At 44.4% G+C, this 21825-nt stretch carries 17 protein-coding genes and 2 pseudogenes; 11 read left to right on the top strand and 8 right to left on the bottom strand.

Going from position 1 to position 21825, the window contains the following annotated elements; all coding sequences use genetic code 11:
* Both L4C34_RS15120 and L4C34_RS15115 read right to left on the bottom strand, forming a co-directional pair.
* A pseudogene (locus L4C34_RS15120) lies at nucleotides 1-199 on the bottom strand (ISL3 family transposase); the annotation flags it as partial.
* Between the two features lie 308 nt (nucleotides 200-507).
* Nucleotides 508-1401, bottom strand: coding sequence for a LysR family transcriptional regulator (locus L4C34_RS15115; RefSeq protein ID WP_428790179.1), 894 nt, complete (start codon nucleotides 1399-1401; stop codon nucleotides 508-510).
* 123 nt (nucleotides 1402-1524) lie between these two features.
* On the opposite strand from L4C34_RS15115, the gene L4C34_RS15110 reads away from it, so the two are divergent.
* On the top strand, nucleotides 1525-2745 hold the full coding sequence (locus L4C34_RS15110; protein WP_428790178.1) for an MFS transporter: 1221 nt from the start codon (nucleotides 1525-1527) through the stop codon (nucleotides 2743-2745).
* Between the two features lie 132 nt (nucleotides 2746-2877).
* Here the strand turns inward: L4C34_RS15110 and L4C34_RS15105 are convergent, their stop codons facing one another.
* Nucleotides 2878-4179 carry a GGDEF domain-containing protein gene (locus tag L4C34_RS15105; protein WP_428790177.1) on the bottom strand — a complete coding sequence of 434 codons (1302 nt, stop codon included), beginning with the start codon at nucleotides 4177-4179 and terminating at the stop codon, nucleotides 2878-2880.
* Nucleotides 4180-4858: 679 nt separating this feature from the next.
* Between L4C34_RS15105 and L4C34_RS15100 the strand changes: the two genes are divergently transcribed.
* Nucleotides 4859-6247: a class II fumarate hydratase gene (locus tag L4C34_RS15100; protein ID WP_428790176.1), complete on the top strand. Its 1389-nt coding sequence runs from the start codon at nucleotides 4859-4861 to the stop codon at nucleotides 6245-6247.
* A gap of 234 nt (nucleotides 6248-6481) precedes the next feature.
* Here the strand turns inward: L4C34_RS15100 and L4C34_RS15095 are convergent, their stop codons facing one another.
* From L4C34_RS15095 to L4C34_RS15085, 3 genes are all read right to left on the bottom strand, one after another.
* Entirely contained in the window at nucleotides 6482-7096 is a 615-nt protein-coding gene (locus L4C34_RS15095; RefSeq protein ID WP_428790175.1) for an FMN-binding negative transcriptional regulator, read from the bottom strand.
* Between the two features lie 76 nt (nucleotides 7097-7172).
* A complete protein-coding gene (locus L4C34_RS15090; protein ID WP_428790174.1) occupies nucleotides 7173-7607 on the bottom strand; it encodes a GNAT family N-acetyltransferase in 435 nt (144 codons plus the stop codon).
* A gap of 77 nt (nucleotides 7608-7684) precedes the next feature.
* Entirely contained in the window at nucleotides 7685-8515 is an 831-nt protein-coding gene (locus L4C34_RS15085) for a MurR/RpiR family transcriptional regulator (RefSeq protein ID WP_428790182.1), read from the bottom strand.
* A 370-nt stretch (nucleotides 8516-8885) separates the two neighbouring features.
* Between L4C34_RS15085 and L4C34_RS15080 the strand changes: the two genes are divergently transcribed.
* From L4C34_RS15080 to L4C34_RS15065, 4 genes are read left to right on the top strand one after another with little or no spacing between them, the layout of a single operon-like run.
* Nucleotides 8886-10793 (top strand): bifunctional 5-dehydro-2-deoxygluconokinase/5-dehydro-2-deoxyphosphogluconate aldolase, encoded by a 1908-nt coding sequence (locus L4C34_RS15080; protein WP_428790173.1) that lies wholly within the window; start codon nucleotides 8886-8888, stop codon nucleotides 10791-10793.
* A 12-nt stretch (nucleotides 10794-10805) separates the two neighbouring features.
* Entirely contained in the window at nucleotides 10806-12656 is a 1851-nt protein-coding gene (gene iolD / locus L4C34_RS15075; protein WP_428790172.1) for a 3D-(3,5/4)-trihydroxycyclohexane-1,2-dione acylhydrolase (decyclizing), read from the top strand.
* A gap of 11 nt (nucleotides 12657-12667) precedes the next feature.
* A complete protein-coding gene (gene iolE / locus L4C34_RS15070; RefSeq protein ID WP_428790171.1) occupies nucleotides 12668-13564 on the top strand; it encodes a myo-inosose-2 dehydratase in 897 nt (298 codons plus the stop codon).
* A 20-nt stretch (nucleotides 13565-13584) separates the two neighbouring features.
* Nucleotides 13585-15093, top strand: a complete 1509-nt coding sequence (locus tag L4C34_RS15065) for a CoA-acylating methylmalonate-semialdehyde dehydrogenase (protein ID WP_428790170.1) — start codon at nucleotides 13585-13587, stop codon at nucleotides 15091-15093.
* 112 nt (nucleotides 15094-15205) lie between these two features.
* Here L4C34_RS15065 and L4C34_RS15060 read toward each other — a convergent pair whose 3' ends face one another.
* Complete coding sequence (locus L4C34_RS15060) at nucleotides 15206-15613, bottom strand: hypothetical protein (RefSeq protein WP_428790169.1); 408 nt, start codon at nucleotides 15611-15613, stop codon at nucleotides 15206-15208.
* Nucleotides 15614-15805: 192 nt separating this feature from the next.
* Nucleotides 15806-16717: a DUF2231 domain-containing protein gene (locus L4C34_RS15055; RefSeq protein ID WP_428790168.1), complete on the bottom strand. Its 912-nt coding sequence runs from the start codon at nucleotides 16715-16717 to the stop codon at nucleotides 15806-15808.
* A 627-nt stretch (nucleotides 16718-17344) separates the two neighbouring features.
* On the opposite strand from L4C34_RS15055, the pseudogene L4C34_RS15050 reads away from it, so the two are divergent.
* The 5 genes and pseudogenes from L4C34_RS15050 to L4C34_RS15030 form a co-directional block, all read left to right on the top strand.
* Nucleotides 17345-17461: pseudogene (locus tag L4C34_RS15050) on the top strand (IS1 family transposase); the annotation flags it as partial.
* A gap of 37 nt (nucleotides 17462-17498) precedes the next feature.
* The gene (locus L4C34_RS15045; protein WP_428790167.1) at nucleotides 17499-17690 is read left to right on the top strand and encodes a hypothetical protein; all 192 of its coding nucleotides are present in this window, start codon (nucleotides 17499-17501) and stop codon (nucleotides 17688-17690) included.
* Nucleotides 17691-18108: 418 nt separating this feature from the next.
* Nucleotides 18109-19350, top strand: coding sequence for an ABC transporter substrate-binding protein (locus tag L4C34_RS15040; protein WP_428790166.1), 1242 nt, complete (start codon nucleotides 18109-18111; stop codon nucleotides 19348-19350).
* 94 nt (nucleotides 19351-19444) lie between these two features.
* Nucleotides 19445-21199, top strand: coding sequence for a sensor histidine kinase (locus L4C34_RS15035; protein WP_428790165.1), 1755 nt, complete (start codon nucleotides 19445-19447; stop codon nucleotides 21197-21199).
* 97 nt (nucleotides 21200-21296) lie between these two features.
* Complete coding sequence (locus L4C34_RS15030) at nucleotides 21297-21821, top strand: response regulator (protein ID WP_428790164.1); 525 nt, start codon at nucleotides 21297-21299, stop codon at nucleotides 21819-21821.
* Nucleotides 21822-21825: the final 4 nt, after the last annotated feature.

Genomic DNA, 21825 nt, shown 5'->3' with positions numbered 1-21825 from the left:
GCCCACTTACTGGAAGGTCATGAAGACGCCTTCGAATATAGTGATCGACGGTACAGGGTGTTTGCGTTCCAGGCTCTTTGACCTTAAAACGCTTGTCTCTACGACAACGAACGATGACTGACTGGGAATCATCGCCTATTGAAAGTGACTCTACACACTGTCCTTTAAAGCGAAACAAAGTAGAAGATAAGGAAGGCATATTATCCACATGATTTATAAGATAAATGAGCATTCTAAGTTAACGTAATAATCATGCTGTTATGAAGTAATCAAGCTCAGGAAACCGGAGAAGAGCCCCTCAGGTAGGGCAAGTCTGTCCCACCTTCTTCCTTCCAGCCTATTGTTCTAGATTATAATGGGGCAAATCAGTGCTAGCCTCGGCTAGAAAACTTTCGATCTTTATTGGCAGAGTTCCACATTTATTGTTCGGTTCTAACCTTTAATGTGAGGTGACCGTTGAAGCCACTTTCTCACATCGGTTCTATGAAATGCATAATTTACAGTGTGTTAAATTTTCTTACTGATTTTCTCTTTCAGTATGGCTAAAAATCGATGGGTTTCTTCGCTCAACACTTTGTTTTTATGATAGAAATAACCATAGCTTGCGTGTAAGTTCAACTTGCTGGTATTTAGCACACATAACGTCTTTAATTTAAGCCCTTCTTTGATGGTGTAGCTTGGTAACAAAGCAATCCCAATGCCCGCATAAACGGCCTTTATCAATGCGTTTCTTCCGCGGATTTTTATGCGCGTGTTGTCATCAGAGATGTATTGTGACTTAAACTTTTCCATGTTCTCTTTAAACGATTCTGAAGTCTCAATTTCTATGAAGCACTCTTTTTTAATGTCTGAGCGTGTGACCTTCCTTTTTCCTCTCAACTTGTGGTCGTAACAAGCTGTCAAGCAGAGCTCTGTTTCGAACAATACCTCTCTCACGTAATCACTTTCAACGTGTGAGTTCGCGGATATACACACATCAAACTGATTCGATGTAATGACTTGAGCCATTTTGCTATTGGAAATAACTTCAATATTGACTTTGACCTCTGGCTCTACTTTGAAAAAGTCAATCACTGCCTCCATCGTTAAGTCTTCCAGCCCCGGAATGACCGCCAAAGAGAACTGTTTATCACGTGAAATGTTTTGCTTGATGTTGGCCTTCATTACGTCAAGCTGAGCCAAGACGGCCTCTACTTCACTCAACATACTTCTGCCCTGATCAGTCAGTTGAACTTTCTTGCCGAGCTTTTCAAATAGTGCAAATCCGACGGTCTCTTCCAACATTTGAATGTGTCTTGTAACCGCAGGTTGTGTGATAAACAAGGCCTCTGCCGCTCGATGATAGTTAAGAAACTCGGCAACCATTTGAAAGGTTTTCAGTTGTTTTAAAGTGAAATTCATCGTGCACCTGATTGATAAAAAAATGTTATCACTATGATGATAATACTCTATTTTTAATTATCAACAGAGGTGGTTAATCTATGGCGTATACAAGAGATTAAATGTTTGTGATTGGGGAACGCCATGAAGGCTGATAAACGATTTATGTATACCATTTACGCAATATTCTTTATTGCTTATCTAACACTGAGTTCAACCGCGCCGATTCTGCTGATGATTAGTCAGAAAAGCCAAATGTCGATGACAGAGTTGCAGTTAGGTGTTTCTTTGTTGTTTTTCTTCTTCTCAGTGTCATCGATTGTACTTGGGCCAGTCTCAGACTTTTTGGGTAGAAGACGCGTGTTATTAATTGCTCAAAGTGTTAGCTTGATGGGCTTGCTTGTGTGCTTGTTCAGTGACTCGTTTTATACCTTTGCTTTTGGTCTTGTTATCATAGGTTTAGGCACTGGCGCGTTTTCTGTGGTGTCGCGTTCAATCGTCAACCATGCCATAAAAAATCCCCATTTGTTATTTAAGGCTTACACTACGTTTTCAGTCCTGGTGATCGCTGGGCCTATCGTCGCAACAAAGCTGTCAATTGACATGGCTGAGCATATGAACTGGCATCTTATCTATGGGGTGCTAGCGATACTTGTAGCCTGTTTGCTGTTAAGCACGTACCTAAACGCTCACGAGCCGGACAAATCTTTCGTCCCTAGTCGAGTCAATGTTAAAGGTATTAGTGAGCAGTTCTTGTATTGCGCCAAAAATCCTCTTTTCATGAAAAATGCCATCTTAGTGGGGCTGTTTTTTTCAGTCATACTTGGCTTGTTTCTCGGGTTTGGTCCTGAGGTCTTTATTAAACGTTTCCATGTCTCAACGAGTGATTATTCCAACATTGCTTTGTTTATCTGCGTGTCGTATTTCGTCGGAAATATGATCTCAAAATATATCGGTTCACGGATGGTGAAACGCCACTTGAAGTTTGTTGCGTTTGCTTTGGTTGCCATTGCAACGCTTATCCTTAATACCCATATGACGTTGAATTATACAATCAGTACTTTTATCGCCATTGGTATCGGTGCGGGTATGCTTGGCCCTATGGGAACTCATGGCGGAATGAAAGTGCTAGATAAACATTTTGGCACCGCAGCTGCGATGTTTACCGCTTTTTTCTCAATATTCTCTGCGATTTGGTCTTACCTTCATGCGGTATTAAACATGAATGCCTTAACGCTGATTAGCATCATCCTTTGGTTTATCGTCATTATTTGTACGCTTTTTGAACTTGTAAAACCAGACCGAGAAACTGCGTCAGAGCAGTACGGGCAAGTAAAGTCACCTCGCATACAAAAGGCTGCATAAAATACTGCCACGCGTCACCCTTGAATGAATAAACAACCTGTTTAAGAGGCTAAGCTCTTGAGCAGGTCGTCCATATACCCTGCAGCCAAGGGCTTGTTTATTTTTCAATATGTTGAGACTTGGTAGAGGCGTTTAGGTGCTAGTAGTGGTCGTCGCTGTCCAAAAGCAAACCTTATTCCGTCCGCTTTGTTTAGCTTTGTAGAGTTGCTCATCAGCTAAAGAAATTAAATTCTCCAAGTTATCGGTGTTCTTGTCATAGATACTCATCCCAATTGAAATAGTCACTTTGATAATCGTATGTTTATTGATGCGGATTGTATTTTTTTCAATAGATTCCCTTAGCCTCTCAGCGACAATCAAAGCCCGATCAGAACTTTGCTTAGGGAGGATAACGATAAATTCTTCACCTCCCCATCGACCTAAAGAATCGCTAGCTCTCAAGCTCCGATGAAGGTTTTTTGTGAGCTTTTTCAAAACCTTGTCTCCAGCCATATGCCCATAGGTATCATTAATCACCTTAAAATTATCGATATCTATCATTAACAAGCACATAGCTGAATCATCTTTTTGGCTGCATTGAAATTCATGATTAGCAATCAGCATAAACCCTCTTCGATTTAAAACGCCCGTTAAAACATCATAATCGCTTAGCTGTGATAATGGGGTGACAAAGCGATTGTAAGTATATAAGAACACCACCATGAACCCTGCCGCACCCGCGAGTATCGATCCCCATAGTAGGCCCATATAGAAATCTATATTTGACTGGATACGAGCAATTTTTTTTGAAGTACGATTATTAACACTCGAGATCACTTGGCTGATAGGCACCATAATACTTTTTTTAGCTTGTACGTAGTCGGTGTCGTAGAGCAGTGCTAATGCTTCTTTGGATCGAAGAGAGGATATATCAGAATCTTTTGACGATACGGGCTGTTCAATAAGAGAAAAAGCTTTTTGTTCTATGCCTGCAAGTTTGTCTGAAGCATTCTGGGATTCATCAAGTAATGAAATTTCTGTACCTGTAAAATGAGCATCCAGCATTAAAGATCTAAGTGAACCGCGTTGTAACGGTTCACTTGGATCTAAGTGAACCCCATTTTCTAGATGTAAGTGCCAATAGACGGGCGAGTAGTTTGTTGGGCGGGGAGCGACTCCGTTTCGTATTTTGAGAACAGTCAGAAAAGCTTGTTTGTACATTGGATCGCCTGTTGAAACATATGTACGGGACATACGCGTGAGATCTTCGGAAGATTGTAAAAGATCATTCGCTAGCTGTTGCGCATACTGAGTATTTGCCAATGCTTCCTTGACTTCATAATGTAATGCATTGATCTTATAGGATATCGCCAGCAGTGCTACTAAATAGGCAATGACTATAAATTGAGCACCGAAAGAAAAATGTTGGAACTTTTTGACTAATTTTTTTTTCATCTTTGAGCTTTTTCATCATGCTTAATAGCAAGTCGGCCTTGTTCTTTTAAGAAAGATAAGCTTTACAGCACACTGGTCATTCTACTGTCACGTATCTAACCCGTTATTGGTCTATTCTTATCGCCATCAAGCTCTATAAATAAGTAACCCCAAATAAAACGATAGCTAATGTATAAAAAAAATCGAGTTTGTGGATGAGTTTCTTTTTATCAATGGCTTTGGCTGAAACGTTTTACTCCAGTAGAACAGAACCAATCAACCTAATGTTGGCACTTAGGCAGTGTATATGACTTGTAAATTAAGGAAATTCGGGAGGAAAGGCTATTTCATTGAGAGGTGAGAGCATTCAATCTAACTTGGTTTGGGAGGAATTCCCTTAGGGTGAATGCTACGAAGTTGTCTTTTAAAGTTTAGACATAGTACATTTTTAAGACATAGTGCATTTTGAAGCCATAGTGGCTTGTGATGTGCGTGTTAGAGTGAACAGAAGGAACTCTTCTCCTTTGTACTTCCCATCCCCAAGAATGCCAGTGATCTAAAGTTAAATTGCTTGAAAAAACTAAGTAACTTCAAAGCATCTTTCGAAATAGTCGGATGCTTAATGAAAGAGTTTGTAATTACCAGTCATTATGTTGAGCAGAGCCAAACATTCAACTGAGTTAAGCTTAAGGGGATTACCATGAGTAAAGTTCGGATAGAAAAAGACAGTATGGGTGAGCTAGAAGTGCCAATCAATGCTCTGTATGCCGCCCAGACGCAACGTGCTATTAACAATTTCCCAATCAGTGGTCAAAGTATGCCGCCGGCCTTTATCAAAGCGCTACTATTGGCTAAATATGCGGCTGCACAAGCCAATGCAAAACTAGGGTTAATACCGCCGTCAATGGCAAAGGCGGTTTGTACGTCCGTAGATGAGCTACTTGCTGAACCCAACTTCATGGAACATTTTCCTGTCGATATTTATCAAACCGGTTCAGGGACAAGTTCAAATATGAATGCTAATGAAGTTTTAGCTACATTAGCTACAAAACACTACAAACAAAATGTCGGTGCCAATGACCATATCAACTGTGGGCAAAGTAGTAATGACACCATTCCATCGGCCATTCATATCAGCGCTGCTATCGAATTAGATGAAAGGTTAATTCCGTCGCTGAAGTATTTAGAGAAAACCATACGAAGCAAAGCATCCACACTAGAAGGCTATGTAAAAACAGGGCGCACTCACCTAATGGACGCCATGCCGATTCGTTTAAGTCAATCACTCGAGACTTGGGCTGATCAGATAAGACTTAACATCCAACACTTGGTGGACTTTCAACCAACTATCCAAAGATTAGCTCAAGGTGGAACAGCGGTAGGTACAGGGATCAACGCACACCCTGAGTTTGCAAATATGTTTAATAAAGCACTGGCTGAGAAAACGAGCATCCCGTTTGCTACCGCCGAAAATTTCTTCACGCATATTGGTACTATGGATACGGCTGTGAGTTTATCTGGACGACTAAAAGCTTCAGCCGTATCGCTGATGAAAATATCGAACGATTTACGCTGGATGAATTCTGGCCCTTTAGCCGGGCTTGGAGAAATTGAATTACCCGCGTTACAACCTGGTTCATCGATCATGCCAGGCAAAGTCAATCCAGTTATGCCAGAGGCAGCAGCGATGGTTGCGGCGCAGGTCATCGGAAATGATGCGACCATCACCGTAGCTGGGCAATCTGGAAACTTTGAACTCAATGTTATGCTTCCACTTATTGCTAAGAATTTATTAGAAAGTATTGAGTTACTAAGCAAGGTTTGCGTATTACTAGCGGACAATGCTATTGCTGGATTTACGGTGAAAGCAGATAACCTCAATGAGGCGTTAGCACGTAACCCAATACTAGTGACTGCACTCAATCCGATTATTGGTTATATGAAAGCCGCAGAGATAGCAAAACTTGCATACAAAGAAGGCCGCCCTATAGTTGATGTTGCCGCTGAACATACCGATTTAAGCCGGGAAGAGCTGTTAGAGCTGTTGTCCCCAGAAAAGCTCACTCATGGTGGAATACAAAAACAATAGTGATTAAGTGTACGGGCTCGCTTTTAACTCTGATAGCAATTAAGCGAATGAATCCAATCTCCATAGCCTGTATTTCTACAGGCTTTGGGAACAAGCATGAGTTCTATTACCTTGTTATAGTTATAGTTATAGTTATAGTTATAGTTATTGTTTTGTCACAGACTGTTTCCATTTTATATTTTTTACACGAAAGGAAAGTGCCCGTCTCATGAATAGACGTCGCATAAATATGGGTTACTTCCCTGTGCCCAATTCGCGCTTGTTCATATACTCCGCTAAAACATTGGCATCGGGGTGTTGGCTTTCTTGTAACGCGAAGTAGACGCCTTGCTGATCCCCAGTTTTACGATGTTGACCGAGTTTTTCTTTCGCTTGTATTTTATCAACTACGATTCGGAAGGGGACGATGGCTTGGCGTAGTTTATGCTGATAATCGTCCGGCATGATGTCTTTGTTGCTGAGTAATTCAGGCTCATATTTATTGATGAGTGTATCCATGGTGTTGGCAGCGTCGTTTTCACTCAATAATTCCACGGTGCCATAGCAGTGGATGGCAGCATAGTTCCACGTTGGGACGGCGGGTTTATTGGTATACCATGTAGGAGAGATATACGCATGCGGACCGTTAAAAATCACCAATACACGCTCGCCTTCTAGTTGCTTCCACTGAGGGTTGGCTTTGGCAAAGTGCCCATATAATTGGCCTTTAGCACCTTCTTCTGGCACATATAGCAATGGCATATGAGTGGCTTCAAGATCTGGTGAGATCAGGAGGCCAAAGCTAAACTCGGCGATAAAATCAATGATGGCGTTATCATCTTTCATTTCAAGCTTGTTGGGGATATACATGAATGTCCTTATCAGTAATATTTATCCAGAACACTTTAACAGCTTGAATTTAGGTTTCAATGAGAGGAACGCTTTGTCAATCAACGGTTTCGCTATACACATTTGGTTGCCAAATTTGCATAAGTTTGTTTGGATGCTCAATCGGTGTGAAACCGAATTGTGCGTATAGGCTATGCGCGTCGCGGGTGGCTAAAACGATGCGGCGTAGACCTTGCAAATCTTCATGACTGACGATGGTAGAAAGCAGCCATTTGCTTAAACCCTTGTTTCGTTGTGCCTCAACGATGAACACATCGGCCAAATATGCGAAGGTTGCCTTGTCAGTGATTAACCGGGCGAAGCCCACTTGCTCACCAGTGTTTTTATACACACCAAAACAGAAAGAGTTGGTTATCGCGTTTCTCAGCACTTGCTTTGGGATCCCTTGGGCCCAATAGCTTTGAGATACAAATGAATGGATGAGATCGAAATCGAGATTGTTGGGATCGGTACTGATGTGATAGCCAAGCATTCTTAGTCCTTTAAAATGATGTTGATGTTGATGTTGATGTTGATGTTGATGATGGGCTAGAGCCAGAGCCGTTAAATCTACCCCTTTACATCATGGAACGCCATGGCAACCGTTAGAGTTTGAGCTAGGCACATGGTGGCGGATTGAGAGCGGAAGGCATCAACTTTGGCTTCTTTCACGACAAAGCACAGGTCACTGAAAATTGCCAATGGACTGATTTGACTATCGGTGATGACAATTTGTTGTGCGCCTGCCTTAGCCGCGGTTTCGCTGAGCGCGACAGCCTCTTGTGCATACGGACTAAAACTTATCGATACCACCACGTCTTTGGGGCCAATCAAACTTAGCTGCTCTTGGAACATGCCGCCGAGGCCATCAATGAGAAAGGCACGTTTGTCTAAATGGCGTAGAGCGTAAGTGAGATAAGAGGCCACGCTGAACGAGCGACGAAGCCCAATCAGATAAATATTTTCAGCTTTGCGTAGCATTTCGACAGCTTGAGAAAGCTGTTCGTCTGAGGTTTGCGCGGCAAGATGGGTGAGCGCTTGAGAATTGGCGCGGGCAAATTCTTGCAGTATTTCTTTGGGTGTTTCGGGTGGGCGCTGCTCGTCTTCTAATTGGGTGTACAAGCGAGCTCTGTCTGTGTAGCTTGCGGTTTCCTCAACTAAGTTTTGGCGAAATAGCTGTTTCATTTCGTTGAAACCACTAAATCCAAAAGCGTTGGCAAAACGAATTAAGGTTGAAGGCGGAACATTGGCTTGCTGGGCAATGCTTGCTACGGTATCAAAAGCAACGCTGTTAGAGTTATCCGTCACGTATTGGGCCACTTGTTGTAAACGCTTACTGAGATTTGGGTAATGACGGCGGATTTGATCTTGCAGCTCAGTCAATGAGTGGGCAACCTTAATGTTCTCGCTCACAGCGACGCTCTCCTATTCATCTTAATCGAAACATAACGTTACTCACGATACATAAATTATCGCTATAAATGAAACTTTTATTTCATTTTTGTCTTCGATATGAAATGTCGAGATCGCGAAATTACCCTCTCTTACTGCCTGCCATTCATTTTGTTTATTGGCCTAGGTGCAAAATCTTGCTGATGGTCACACAATGAACCTTGTGTTTTGTTTTTGTTTGAAAATGAAATAAACATTTCGTATAACATTGTCATCAAAGCAAGCTCGTTGAGTTCAAGTTGAGTATCATCACGAGCGAGGCAGGTGCTTCTAGCAAGCCGCTATTAAGAATACCCATTCTAAGGGAAGGAGAAATGAAATGAAGGCCATCGATAAGAAGCTTGACCTTATATGCATGGGGCGTGTTGCCGTCGATTTATATGGAGAGCAGCAAGGTGCTCGCCTAGAAGACATGGGGTCATTTGCCAAATATTTGGGTGGATCGTCGGGTAATGTCGCTTACGGAACCGCGCGACAAGGTATTAAGTCGTCTATGTTGGCGCGAGTGGGTGACGAGCACATGGGACGATTTCTAAGGGAAGAGTTGCAACGTGTTGGCGTTGATACCAGTCACCTTATTACCGATAAAGATCACTTAACAGCGTTGGTTATTCTCGGCATTAAGGATCACGAGACTTTTCCCTTGGTATTCTATCGTGACAACTGCGCTGACATGGCGATCACGGCTGAAGATGTGAATGAAGATTACATCGCATCAGCGCGCTGCTTAGCGATCACTGGCACTCATTTATCTCACCCTAAAACGCGTGATGCGGTGATCACTGCACTGAATTATGCGCGTAAACATAATGTGAAAACGGTACTGGATATTGATTATCGTCCGGTGCTTTGGGGACTGACCTCTTTGGGAGATGGAGAAACTCGTTATATCGAATCGGCGCCTGTGACCGCTCAATTGAAAGAAGTGCTGGGCCTGTTCGATTTGATTGTCGGAACCGAGGAAGAGTTCCATATCGCGGGTGGTTCAACCGAGACATTGGCAGCTCTTCACGGCGTTCGAGAAGTTTCTCAGGCTGAACTTGTTTGCAAACGTGGTCCATTAGGGTGCTCCGTGTTTAGTGAAGCGATTCCGACGGATCTTGATGGCGGAATTAATGTTCAAGGCGTTCGTGTTGACGTACTGAATGTACTTGGTGCGGGCGACGCGTTTATGTCTGGCCTGCTGCGCGGATACTTAAACAATGAAAGCTGGCAGCAAACTTGTGCATACGCGAATGCGTGCGGCGCCCTAGTGGTGTCACGTCATGGCTGCGCGCCTGCGATGCCGAGCAAAGAAGAGCTAGATAACTATTTATTACGTGTTGAAGACGTGCCTCGTCCAGACAAAGACCCGCAGTTAACACACTTGCACCGAGTCACAACGCGCGACAAGTCGTGGCAAGAGCTATGTATTCTAGCGTTTGATCACCGTATCCAATTTACCGATATGGCTCGTGAAGTTGGGGCTGATCTCAATCGAATCCCAGAACTTAAAAAGCTCATCTTGTCTGCTAGCCAGCAAGTTGCGCAAGAAGCCAACTTAGAGGGTAGAGCAGGTATTTTATGTGATGGCCATTTTGGCCAAGATGTGTTGAATGAAGCTTCGGGTTCGGGGTGGTGGATTGGCCGCCCAGTTGAGATGCCAGGATCTCGCCCGTTGGAGCTAGAACATGGCAATATTGGCTCGCAGCTGGTGACGTGGCCAAAAGAGCATGTGGTGAAGTGTTTAGTGTTCTTTCATCCGGAAGATCAACATGCACTGCGTTTAGAGCAAGAAAAGCAAGTACGGGAAGTCTATAGTGCATGTTGCCAATCTGGCCATGAGATGTTGCTTGAAGTGGTACTGCCAGCCAACATGCCGCAAGAAGATGACATGTATGTACGTGCCATTCAGCGATTTTATAACCTAGGCGTGAAACCTGATTGGTGGAAATTGCCACCGCTTGCTTCTCAAACGTGGCAGCAAGTCGAAGCCTTAATTATTGAACGAGATGCGCATTGTCATGGTGTCGTGTTGTTAGGTTTGGATGCGCCTGAAGAAGAGTTGAGCTGTGGGTTTAATCAAGCGGCTCAGAGTAACTTAGTCAAAGGGTTTGCGGTTGGCCGCACTATTTTTGGTCAGCCATCTAAAGGTTGGTTGGCAGGAGAGTTAAATGATGGTGAACTCATCGCGCAAATCAAGCACAACTACCATAACTTAATTCGCTTATGGCGAGCGCGTGGCTAGAGGCAAAATAAAATGACGATAAAAACAATTCGCCTAACGATGGCTCAAGCGCTCGTTAAATACCTTCAAGCGCAAAAAGTGGAGGTAGACGGCCAAGTTCTACCAATTTTTGAAGGCGTGTTTGCTATTTTCGGCCATGGTAACGTGGCTGGGCTAGGGGAAGCGCTCTATCAAGTTAACGATACTTTGCCGACTTACCGTGCGCATAACGAGCAAGCGATGGCGCACAGTGCGATTGCGTTTGCCAAAGCGAATAACCGCCGCCGTATGATGGCTGCGACGACTTCTGTCGGCCCAGGGGCGCTTAATATGGTGACCGCGGCGGCGCTCGCTCACGTAAACCGATTGCCAGTATTGCTACTTCCGGGCGACACATTTGCGACTCGTGAACCTGATCCAGTGCTTCAACAAGTTGAAGATTGGAGCGATGCGACAATTACGCCGAATGATTGCTTTAAACCGGTCAGCCGTTTCTTCGATAGGATTACTCGCCCTGAACAATTGCTCAACAGTCTGCCTCAGGCAATGCGCGTTCTGACCGACCCCGTGGAATGTGGGCCCGTGACGATTTCACTGCCACAAGATGTGCAAACCATGGCATTTGATTATCCGGAGCATTTCTTTGCTGAGAAATTACATCGTATCCGCAGACCGAGTGCTGATGAATTTGAGCTTGAGCAAGCGGTTGACTTGATTCAGCAAGCGGAAAAACCTTTAGTGATAGCTGGAGGTGGGGTTCACTATTCAGAAGCCACGGAGGAATTCCAACAGTTTGTCGAGCAGTTTGGCTTGCCTGTTGGTGAAACTCAAGCGGGCAAGGGGGCGCTAGCATGGGACCACCCAAGCAATCTTGGTTCAATCGGAGTAACAGGTTCGAGAGCGGTGAACACGTTAGCTGGTGAAGCCGATGTGATTTTTGCGGTAGGGACTCGCTTGCAAGATTTTACTTCTAGCTCTCGGGCATTGTTTCGCTCTGATGCCAAAATTGTCTCGTTGAACGTCAATAGTTTTGATGCGATCAAGCATTACAGTGCACCGCTTGTTGCCGATGCTAAGCAAGTAATTCCTCAGCTTAGTCAGGCGTTAAATGGTTGGCGCGTAAGCTCAGAGTGGCAAAACAAAGCTGAATTATTGAGAGTGGAATGGAATCACTCCGTGGATATTGCCACAACCGATCGTCAAACTGATTTACCAACGGATGCGGAAGTGGTGGGAGCGGTTAACCGCGGCGCAAACGACAAAGATATCGTGGTGTGCGCGGCAGGTGGTTTACCCGGTGAATTGCACAAGCTTTGGCGCACCAATTACACCAAAGGCTATCACTTAGAATATGGCTTCTCCTGTATGGGCTACGAAATTGCTGGTGGATTAGGCGTGAAAATGGCGAAGCCTGATTCAGACGTGTTTGTCATGGTCGGAGATGGTTCTTATTTGATGCTCAACTCTGAAATTTCTACTTCGGTCATGCTTGGTCAAAAGATGATTGTTGTAGTGTTAGATAATCGGGGATATGGCTGTATTAACCGATTACAGCATTCTTGTGGTGTGAATGGGTTTAACAACCTTCTTGAAGACTGTAATACGGTGGAGGAAGGCGCTCCGAAGACGGATTTTGCCGCCCATGCTCGCGCCCTTGGCGCTCAATCAGAAAAAGTGGCGAATATTGCGGAGCTAGAGCAGGCGCTACAACGCGCTAAAGCGTCACCTATTACCTACGTCGTTACCTTAGATACCGATCCACTGAGCACCACCGAAGCAGGCGGTTCGTGGTGGGAAGTCGCGGTGCCAGAAGTCTCAATGAGTGAACCAGTACGTGAAGCCCGCATGCGCTATGAAGAAGCTAAGAAGAATCAAGTAATTTAAGGACAATAACAATGACAGTACAACTCGGTATTAACCCCCTCACTTGGACCAACGATGATCTTCCTAGCCTTGGCGCTGAAACCTCGTTAGCGACTTGTTTGATGGAAGGTAAAGAAGCTGGATTCTCGGGCTTCGAGCTTGGCAATAAATTCCCACGTGATGCTAGCGTTCTCGGCCCAATCTTAGAATCGCACCAATTAAATTTAGTGTCAGGTTGGTATTCAGGCGAGCTTTTGACTCGCAGCGTTGAAGAAGAGATTGAAGCGGTTCAGCCACACTTAACCCTGTTGCGCGAAATGGGTGCCAAGGTGATGGTGTTTGCGGAAGTAACAGACTGTATCCACTGCGATCAAAGCACTCCGGTTCATTTGCGTCCTGCATTTCCGAAAAGCCGATGGCAAGAATATGGGCAAAAGCTGACTGAGTTTGCCAAATATACGAAGAGCCAAGGAGTTCAAGTGGCTTACCATCATCACATGGGCACAGTGATCGAATCAGAACAGGATATCGACCAATTGATGCAGCATACCGGTGACGAGGTGGGTTTGCTGCTCGATACGGGCCACTTGACGTACGCCGGTGCAGATCCCTTGTCTGTGGCTCAAAAATGGGCCCATCGCGTGAATCACGTGCACACCAAGGACATTCGTCTAGACGTGCTCGCAGATGTGAAAAATCGCAAAATTAGCTTTTTAGATGCTGTGCTCGATGGCGTATTTACCGTGCCGGGAGATGGTGGCATTGATTATCTTCCTGTCCTAAAACGTTTAGCGGAGGCGAAGTACCAAGGCTGGTTGGTTGTGGAAGCCGAGCAAGATCCTGCCATCGCTCATCCATTAACTTATGCAAAATTAGGCTTTAAGAACTTACATAAACTGGCATCTGACGCAGGTTTGTTGAACAAATAATGGCTTTGAAGGAAACCATCATGGAAACAGTACAAAACTTTATTAATGGCCGCGATAGCGAAAGTCATAGTGAACGCTTTAGCGCCGTTTATGACCCGTCAACGGGGGAACAAATTCGTCAGGTGGTGCTTAGCTCGGCTGCTGAAACCGCGGAGGCAATCGACTTGGCAGAGCGTGCCTTTCCTGCTTGGGCGAAAACGTCGCCATTAAAACGCGCTCGTGTGTTGTTTAAGTTCAAAAGCCTTTTAGAGCAAAACATGGATTGCATTGCGCGCACTATTTCTCAAGAGCATGGCAAGGTTTACTCCGATGCTGTGGGAGAGGTGACACGCGGGCTGGAAGTGGTCGAGTTTGCTTGTGGGATCCCCCACCTGCAAAAAGGCGAGCATTCCGCCAATGTTGGCAGTGGCGTGGACAGTCACTCATTGATGCAACCTTTAGGGGTTTGTACGGGGATCACGCCGTTTAATTTTCCTGCTATGGTGCCAATGTGGATGTTCCCGATTGCACTGGCGACGGGTAACACTTTTGTCCTTAAACCTTCAGAAAAAGATCCCAGTGTGAGCCTGATTTTGGCTAATTTACTGCAACAGGCTGGCCTACCTGATGGTGTGTTCAATGTTGTGCAAGGCGATAAAGAAGCGGTGGATGTGTTACTTACCGACTCGCGTATTCAAGCGGTCAGCTTTGTGGGTTCTACTCCTATTGCTGAATACATCTATTCGACTGCTTCTGCACATGGTAAACGTTGCCAAGCACTTGGTGGGGCTAAAAATCATTGTATTTTGATGCCAGACGCCGATCTGGATATGGCCGCAAACGCAATTATGGGCGCAGCCTTTGGCGCCGCTGGAGAGCGTTGCATGGCGTTATCGGTAGCCGTTGTGGTCGGTGATGAAACGGGTGACGCACTCATTGCTCGACTAGAGAAGCAAATTGCAAACATGCGTGTCGGCCCGGGCTTAGTTGACGGGCCAGAAAATGATATGGGGCCGGTGATATCGGCCGCGCACAAAGCGAAGATTTGTGACTATATTGCCTCAGGTGAACAGCAAGGCGCTAAGTTAGTGGTCGATGGTCGAGATTGCTTGGTCGAAGGGCATGAGCAAGGCTACTTTGTCGGCGCGACACTCATTGATGACGTATCGCCAGATATGACCGTTTATCAAGAAGAGATCTTTGGCCCTGTATTGGCGGTTGTTCGCGTGAAAGATTACGATACCGCACTGGAGCTAATCAATCGTCATCAATATGGCAATGGAACCGCTATTTTTACTCGTGATGGTGAAACGGCACGTCAATTCAGTGAAGATGTGCTGGCGGGTATGGTTGGGGTGAACGTGCCAATCCCAGTACCGATGGCTTTTCATAGTTTTGGTGGATGGAAACGTTCGGTGTTTGGCCCGCTTAACGTTCATGGTCATGATGGTGTGCGTTTCTATACACGTATGAAAACGGTGACTAGCCGATGGCCAACCAGCGTGCGCTTAGAGCAACATGAAAGCACATTCGTCATGCCGACTATGTAACAAAATTAGATAAGGCTAAACACGATAAAGCGCTTCAGCACAATGGGGCGCTTTTATTGTAGAGTGAATAATATGATTACCTAAACTAGACGGAATACGGCTTATGGGGCGTCTATTTCGGTGCGACTTGGGAGTTTGACCAATTGAGTGCATCTGATGAGTCTAGGAAGAACTCGATTTTGAACTCCGGGTGGTCTGGGCTCACATTATTTTTCACAATTACCGCTTTTTTGATGGCATTTGCGTTCATGACTAACGCTAACGAAACCATACCGCGGTTTTGCATGTTAATAGAATATTCATTCCACGTAGTTAACGCGTCAGGGGTACCGAGTTCCCATTCATTTGCCAAGCAAATCAAACCCCAAGTATTTTCAGGCATTTGTTTAGCATGCTCCAAAATGTCTCCCCCGAAATCGAGAACCGTTTCACGGTTCCAAGCGCCCGTACACACAGTGACTACAACTTGATTTTTTACTTCCAGCGCGTAGTTCCCATGGCGATTGCTCTTTGTTGACACGGCTCTTCTCCCGTTAACGTTTCATCCTACTCGTGAAAATTCGAGTCTCATGATTACAAGGCTGCTCTTCCACGTATTGCAAGTATAGCCTTCGCAAGACGTTCGCCAATCATATTGGGTAGTTTTTCGCTCTCGCGGTATTTTTACGACGCTTATGCTATGTCTCACTATCTTTCTGAGCTGTAGTGCGATTTATTTATCTCGCGCTTGATGTTTCCGCTTCTGTTTGTTTTTTTCGATGATCTTTTCCAGTTCGGCTCTTGTGTATGCTCTTCGAATATAAAATCCAAACGTACTTTGCCTACCGTGAAGATATAAAACGTTATCTTTTGATAAATATACTTTTTCATAAACGCAAAACTTTTCAGTGAATGTCTTCTCTATCAGGTCGCTTTGAATTTGATACTTACACTTGGATCTTTCGTGCTCAGAGTAGGTGACTTCCTGCTTTTCAATATGGCTTTTTCCAAAGTTTTTGGTGTATGTGGACGGAAGGCCATAATAAATCGTAATATAGGTTAGCCAAGAAATTAGTATTGATATGGCGATAGTCCACGGCACTCTTAAGATAGTATGAACGTGATTGGTTGTTCTCCAAGCGGCACGTACCACGAGGGCGGCGAAAACGATGAACACACTATGTACAATGTAGAATCCTAAGCCGTGATTTTCGCTAGGTATGTAATGTCCATCGAACGCATGGATAAAGCTATAAACAGGAGTGATAATAATGAATAAAAACATTGATACTGTCACTAAACCTGCAACTAAGTTTAGAAACTTGTTTTTAAACAAAGGTTTTACTTTTTTATTTCTATGTTCATTTCTATTTTCTATTGTTCTTCTTCGTTTTAATCTATTATAAGCATCCGTACTATCCTGAGTATGGGCTAACTTATTGTGTTTGTTGTTTTTTATTTTTAATGAATATAAAGTTTCGACTAACTGAAAATAATCTTCGATATCCCAAGGGACGAAAATTGTCTTCTTGCCTTGAGTAATGATGTCGATTCCTTTTACGCCCGCCCAATCCGTCCTCGTATAATCTGATATCTGGTCTAAATCAACGGTGACTCTTTTGAAATACTTGCTTCTACCAATCATTCTATTTTGATCAATGGTAACTGAGAAATGTCTGGTTAACAGAGATCTTGGGACTGTAGTTATGAACAGTAGAAAGTAGCAGGCCACAAAAAACAACATGAGATAAAGTAGTTTGTTCAGAGCGACGTTCTGCCAGAAAAATGAGCCATAGATAGCGAGAATAATCAGTAAGCCTGTGATGATAATAAAAGGCTTTATAGCGAGGTTATATAAAACCCTCCCCCAAAGTACGTGGTGCTTTTTAGTCTGCCAAACCATCTTCCTTGACCAGTACGGTTAGTTTCCTATGACTTAGTATATACTCCCGGCGCATCTCGTGTATCTCAAATGCGACAGGGCTGCTAATGATGTCTATCCAATGCCTTTTGGCATGAGCCACGGCCTACTCATTTTACTTGAGTCTATTGTTTCGATTTCTGGTTATGACGCCAAGTTTTTGAATTGGTTTATAATATTTCTCTTTTACATGGATTGAATGATGGCTACTGTGGAAGTGAAATGTCGTTTTTGTTCTCAGACTGACCCTGTTATGAAGCCTCTAAACCCGGAGTAAAGGAAAGGATAGTCGACATAGCTATGAATAGCGCAGGACGATGAGACACAGGACGAGTTCTGAAGGTCGGCTACAACACTGTTTTGCGCACTCGACTAAAGAGATTAGTGAGAAAAACCATAGGCTTCTCTAAGTTAGAAACCATGCACGACAAGGTGATTGGTACTTTCATCGAGCGAGAGTATTACTAGTGGCTCAACTAATTGGAGTCATTACCCGGGTATCAGTGTGAAAGTAGCCGGTGAACGCAGTCAGCACGCCAATAAACGTTTGGCTTATGCGTTGTTAATGCATAAGCTAGAAGCCGAAAACGCCAAGCAACTCTCTCATCATGAACAGCAGCGTTGGCAACAACATTGGGAACTTGAGCACGGCAACCCCGTGAAAACCTTTAAGGGTAATAAGTTCGTTTGTAGTTGAGTTGTTCGTATTGAAGTCTCCTGTAATTATTTGAAATCTGACTTCACCTAGACGACGAATTCAGGCTGGATCAGCGTTGTTCAGCCTGTCTTTTATCGGTTCGTTTCCTACTCCCTGAAGCAAGACTTCCCCACTAACAATTCATCCGAAACAACTAAGATGGGAAACGTCTAGTGAGTGCCATTTTTACGCTTATTTCTGCTTCAGAGATCGCGTAATTGTATGACTTCCCTTGAGAATCCAATGGATTGTGTATTTTTAGTCTATTCTTGATTCTGTGCACTTGTATGAGCGCGATATCGTTGATCTCAATATTGTATTTGAGTCTCAGGTCGTATCTTTATCAATGATAGCTAGCCGAGGTTGATAGAAATGAGTGATAACTAGGGACGCTAGCGAATCTGGGAGAGTGATAAAAATGAAAATGTATTGGTCTGTACTGATAGGAATGTTGGTATTTTTTGTCGGGCGCACTTCCGTATGGGCCGAACAGCCAATTCATATTTATCTTGATGCCGATCGCACTGGAACACGAGACTCGGGCGTTGCTATAGAGCGCGGAATTATGGTCGCACTAGATGAAGTGGATTATAAAATCGCAGGCCACTCAGTAACGTTATTAGTTCGTGACCACCATGGTAGTGCGGTGCGCAGCAAGCGTCATTTACGAGAGTATCTTGCTGACGACAACGCGCTGGCCGTATTTAGTGGTTTGCACTCGCCTCCACTGCTAGAAAATCTTGCTTATATCCACGACAAGGGGATTCTGATACTTGATCCGTGGGCAGCAGCAGGGCCCATCACACGTTATCCATCTGAAATAAACTGGGTGTACCGTTTGTCCGTTGATGACACCAAGGCGGGAGAGGTGATTGTGTCTCACGCCATTGGGGAAGGTTTTAGTAAGCCCTACTTGTTGCTAGAAGAAACGGGATGGGGGAAATCCAACTATAAAACGATGACTAAAGCGTTGGCGAAGAGAAACTTATTTCCAGTCGGTGTTCAATGGTTTAACTGGAACTTAGGTGAGACAGGAGCCAAAATGATGCTGCGTAATATGCATGCGGCAGAAGCGGATGTAGTTTTGATGGTGGCGAATGCCCCCGAAGGAAAAACGTTTGCACGTGCTATGTTGGCGCTGGAGAAAGAAGACCCAAATATGAAGCCGTTACCCATTCGCAGCCATTGGGGAATAACAGGAGGAGATTTTCCACGTGAGATTCGCTTAGAGATGCGCTCAAAACTCGACTTAAAGTTCTTACAGACACGGTTTTCATTTGTTTCGTCCCCGCCGACACAGGAGTCATCTGCCGTTTTAGAAAGAGCAAAAAGGGTGTATCCGAGACAGATCCGAAGTGCCGCTGATATTACGGCACCAACGGGGTTCATTCATGCTTATGACTTGACGAAACTTTTCATTGCTGCAGTAGAGAAAGCTCAATTAACTGGCGATATAGTCAAAGACAGAGAGGCAGTTCGTGTTGCGATGGAGAATCTTGATCAACCAATATCTGGGCTGATTAAAACTTATCAGCGACCTTTTACAACATTCAGTACAGATCAACCGGACGCCCATGAAGCACTGGGTAGCGAAGATTTTGTGATGGGGTACTACGACACCGAGAACAGGATTATCCTCGTTGAAGAGCAGCAAGAATAACAAAAAAAGCACGACTCGGTTTGGCATTTCAGTTGCCTTCATGTGTTTTGTTTTATTGAGTATTTTATTACTCGGTGCCAGCTTAGGAACAGTAATGGTACTGAAAGTCGATGAACTGATTCGGCAAAGTCGTGAAAAGCTCATCAATCAGCAAATGGAGTCGGTTGCGCACGATGTGTTTAGTTATCTTCGACTAAGAGACATTGTGCTACGTGATTATGCAGACTTTCCCGTAGTCACTCAGGGCGTGATGCAGCCGACATCTGGGCTTGCTAACGCCAGTGATTTTATGCACGGCTTGTCGTTGCTTGGGGATAGGGTGCCGGTTCACTTGTTTGATTTAGACGGGGAGCTGGTTTATTCCACTGATCCGGAATCTCATTGCTTACAACAAGCAAGAAATATCGAAGCGTTTGATAGCAATGTTAACGCTGAACGTATCCATTTGAAGTTTTGTCGTTCGAAAAATGGCGGCACGGACAGCTGGATGTTAATTACCCCTGTTGCTTACAACCTTTATATCGAAGGGTATCTAGCTGCTGAAATTTCGACGGGGAAATTGGTTAATGATTTGGCTCTCAATCAATATGCTGAAGAGTATCACCTTAGCCTAATGCATGGTGATGAAGTGTTACTGGCATTGGGCAATATTGCTGGGAAAAGTGACGATATTGTCAGTATTCCGGAGTTAGGTATCGAACTGCATTATCGCAGTGATGCAACGGCGATTGCGAATGCTCGCGAATCTGTGGTGATCAACTTTACTTTGTTTTTATCTTTCCTCATGTTCATTATTATTTTCTTGTCGCGGCAGTTCGGCAACGCGTATTTTGTGCGGCCACTGGAAGAGCTTAGAGAGCTGACCAAGAAGTTAGCCGACAACGAAAATATCCCTCAGAGTGACTGGAAAAAAGTGCGCATCAATGAAATCCGTGATTTGGAAGATAACTTTCGTACCATGGCTGAAAAGGTTGCCCGTAGGGAGCTCGCGCTAAAATCGGCAAACGATTCACTGCAAGATCTCAATGAGAAAACCATCCAACAGCAACAAATGCTGGTACATTCCGAAAAGCTAGCCTCGGTCGGTCAATTGGCTGCGGGTGTGGCGCATGAAATCAATAACCCGACCAGCTATGTTAAAGGGAACTTGGAACTGCTACAGCAATATGCTCGTGCGATTTCAACAATGCTCCCTATTTACCAAAAAATTGAAGACGCGTTGAAGCAACAAGGAGGAGCTGATACCCATCTGCAAGAATTAGAAAATTTGAAGAAGCAGCACGACCTAGATTACATTTTGGGGGATATCGGCGATTTAACTCAAGAGTCACTGGATGGTGTGACCCGAATTCAAAGCATTGTTAAAGACCTCAAAAGTTTTTCTCGTGTCGATGACGATACGATGAAGAGAGTGAACTTAAATGAAGACGTGATTGGCGCGGCCATTCGTTTAGTTAGCAGTGAGATTCGCTACAAGTGCGAAATTATCGAGAATTTGGCGGATCTACCTCTGGTCGAGTGCCGTTCTGGAGAAATCAGTCAGGTGGTGATGAATCTACTGATGAACGCTCGAGATTCTATTGAGGAACAGGGAACCATTACTATTTCTAGTTTTATCCGAGGCGATAGTGTGTTTATGTCGGTGATTGATACTGGGAGCGGTATTTCAGAGCAGCAATTGTTAAAGCTGTTTGACCCTTTTTATACAACCAAGAAAGTGGGCTTAGGAACTGGGCTCGGTCTATCTATTTGTCAGGCGATTGTGCAAAATCATCACGGTGATATCAAAGTGAAGAGTCAGTTAGGTAAGGGGAGTGAGTTTACGGTAAGGTTACCAATACAGAGGTGAGTTCCTCTGAAGCGTGCCGACAATTCTGAAGAGGCTGATGCCCATTAGCGAGAATTGAACCGGTCTGCAGTCAAAGAATATATCGGAGCACGGTGAAATGGAGAAGCAAGATGTAGTTTTATTTGTCGATGATGAAGAGCCAATATTGAAGATGGTCAGTCGACTATTTCACAGTGAAAACATGCAAATTTTGACCGCCAACAGTGGTGAGGAAGCGCTAAAGCTATTAGATGTTCACTCCGTACAACTCGTGATCTCCGACCAACGAATGCCGCAGATGTCCGGCTCGGAGTTACTGACTCAAGTGCGAGTAACGTATCCGAATGTGATACGCATGATAATGTCTGGCTACGCCGATATATCTTCTGTGGTGGAGTGCATCAATGATGCGCACATTCACCATTTTGTCCCGAAACCTTGGGATACAGAACAGCTTAAGCAGCTGATAGCTGAGTATCTTGACGTTGCGAGAATACGAGAAAGCACCCCATGCCAATCGTCCGATAGCCGTGTGTCGGATATACATGCATCTGATATTCATGTGGATTTACTGGGTACCATCGCCGAACTACGTGATCAGGTCGCGGCGTTGGAAAAGGCTAAGGGGCACAACGCGCCTTAGCCTT

This window comes from Vibrio profundum, from assembly GCF_050337555.1.
Lineage (GTDB): Bacteria > Pseudomonadota > Gammaproteobacteria > Enterobacterales > Vibrionaceae > Vibrio > Vibrio profundum.
The sequence above is the reverse complement of the archived record's forward strand: the minus strand, read 5'-3'. Positions and strand labels throughout refer to the sequence as shown.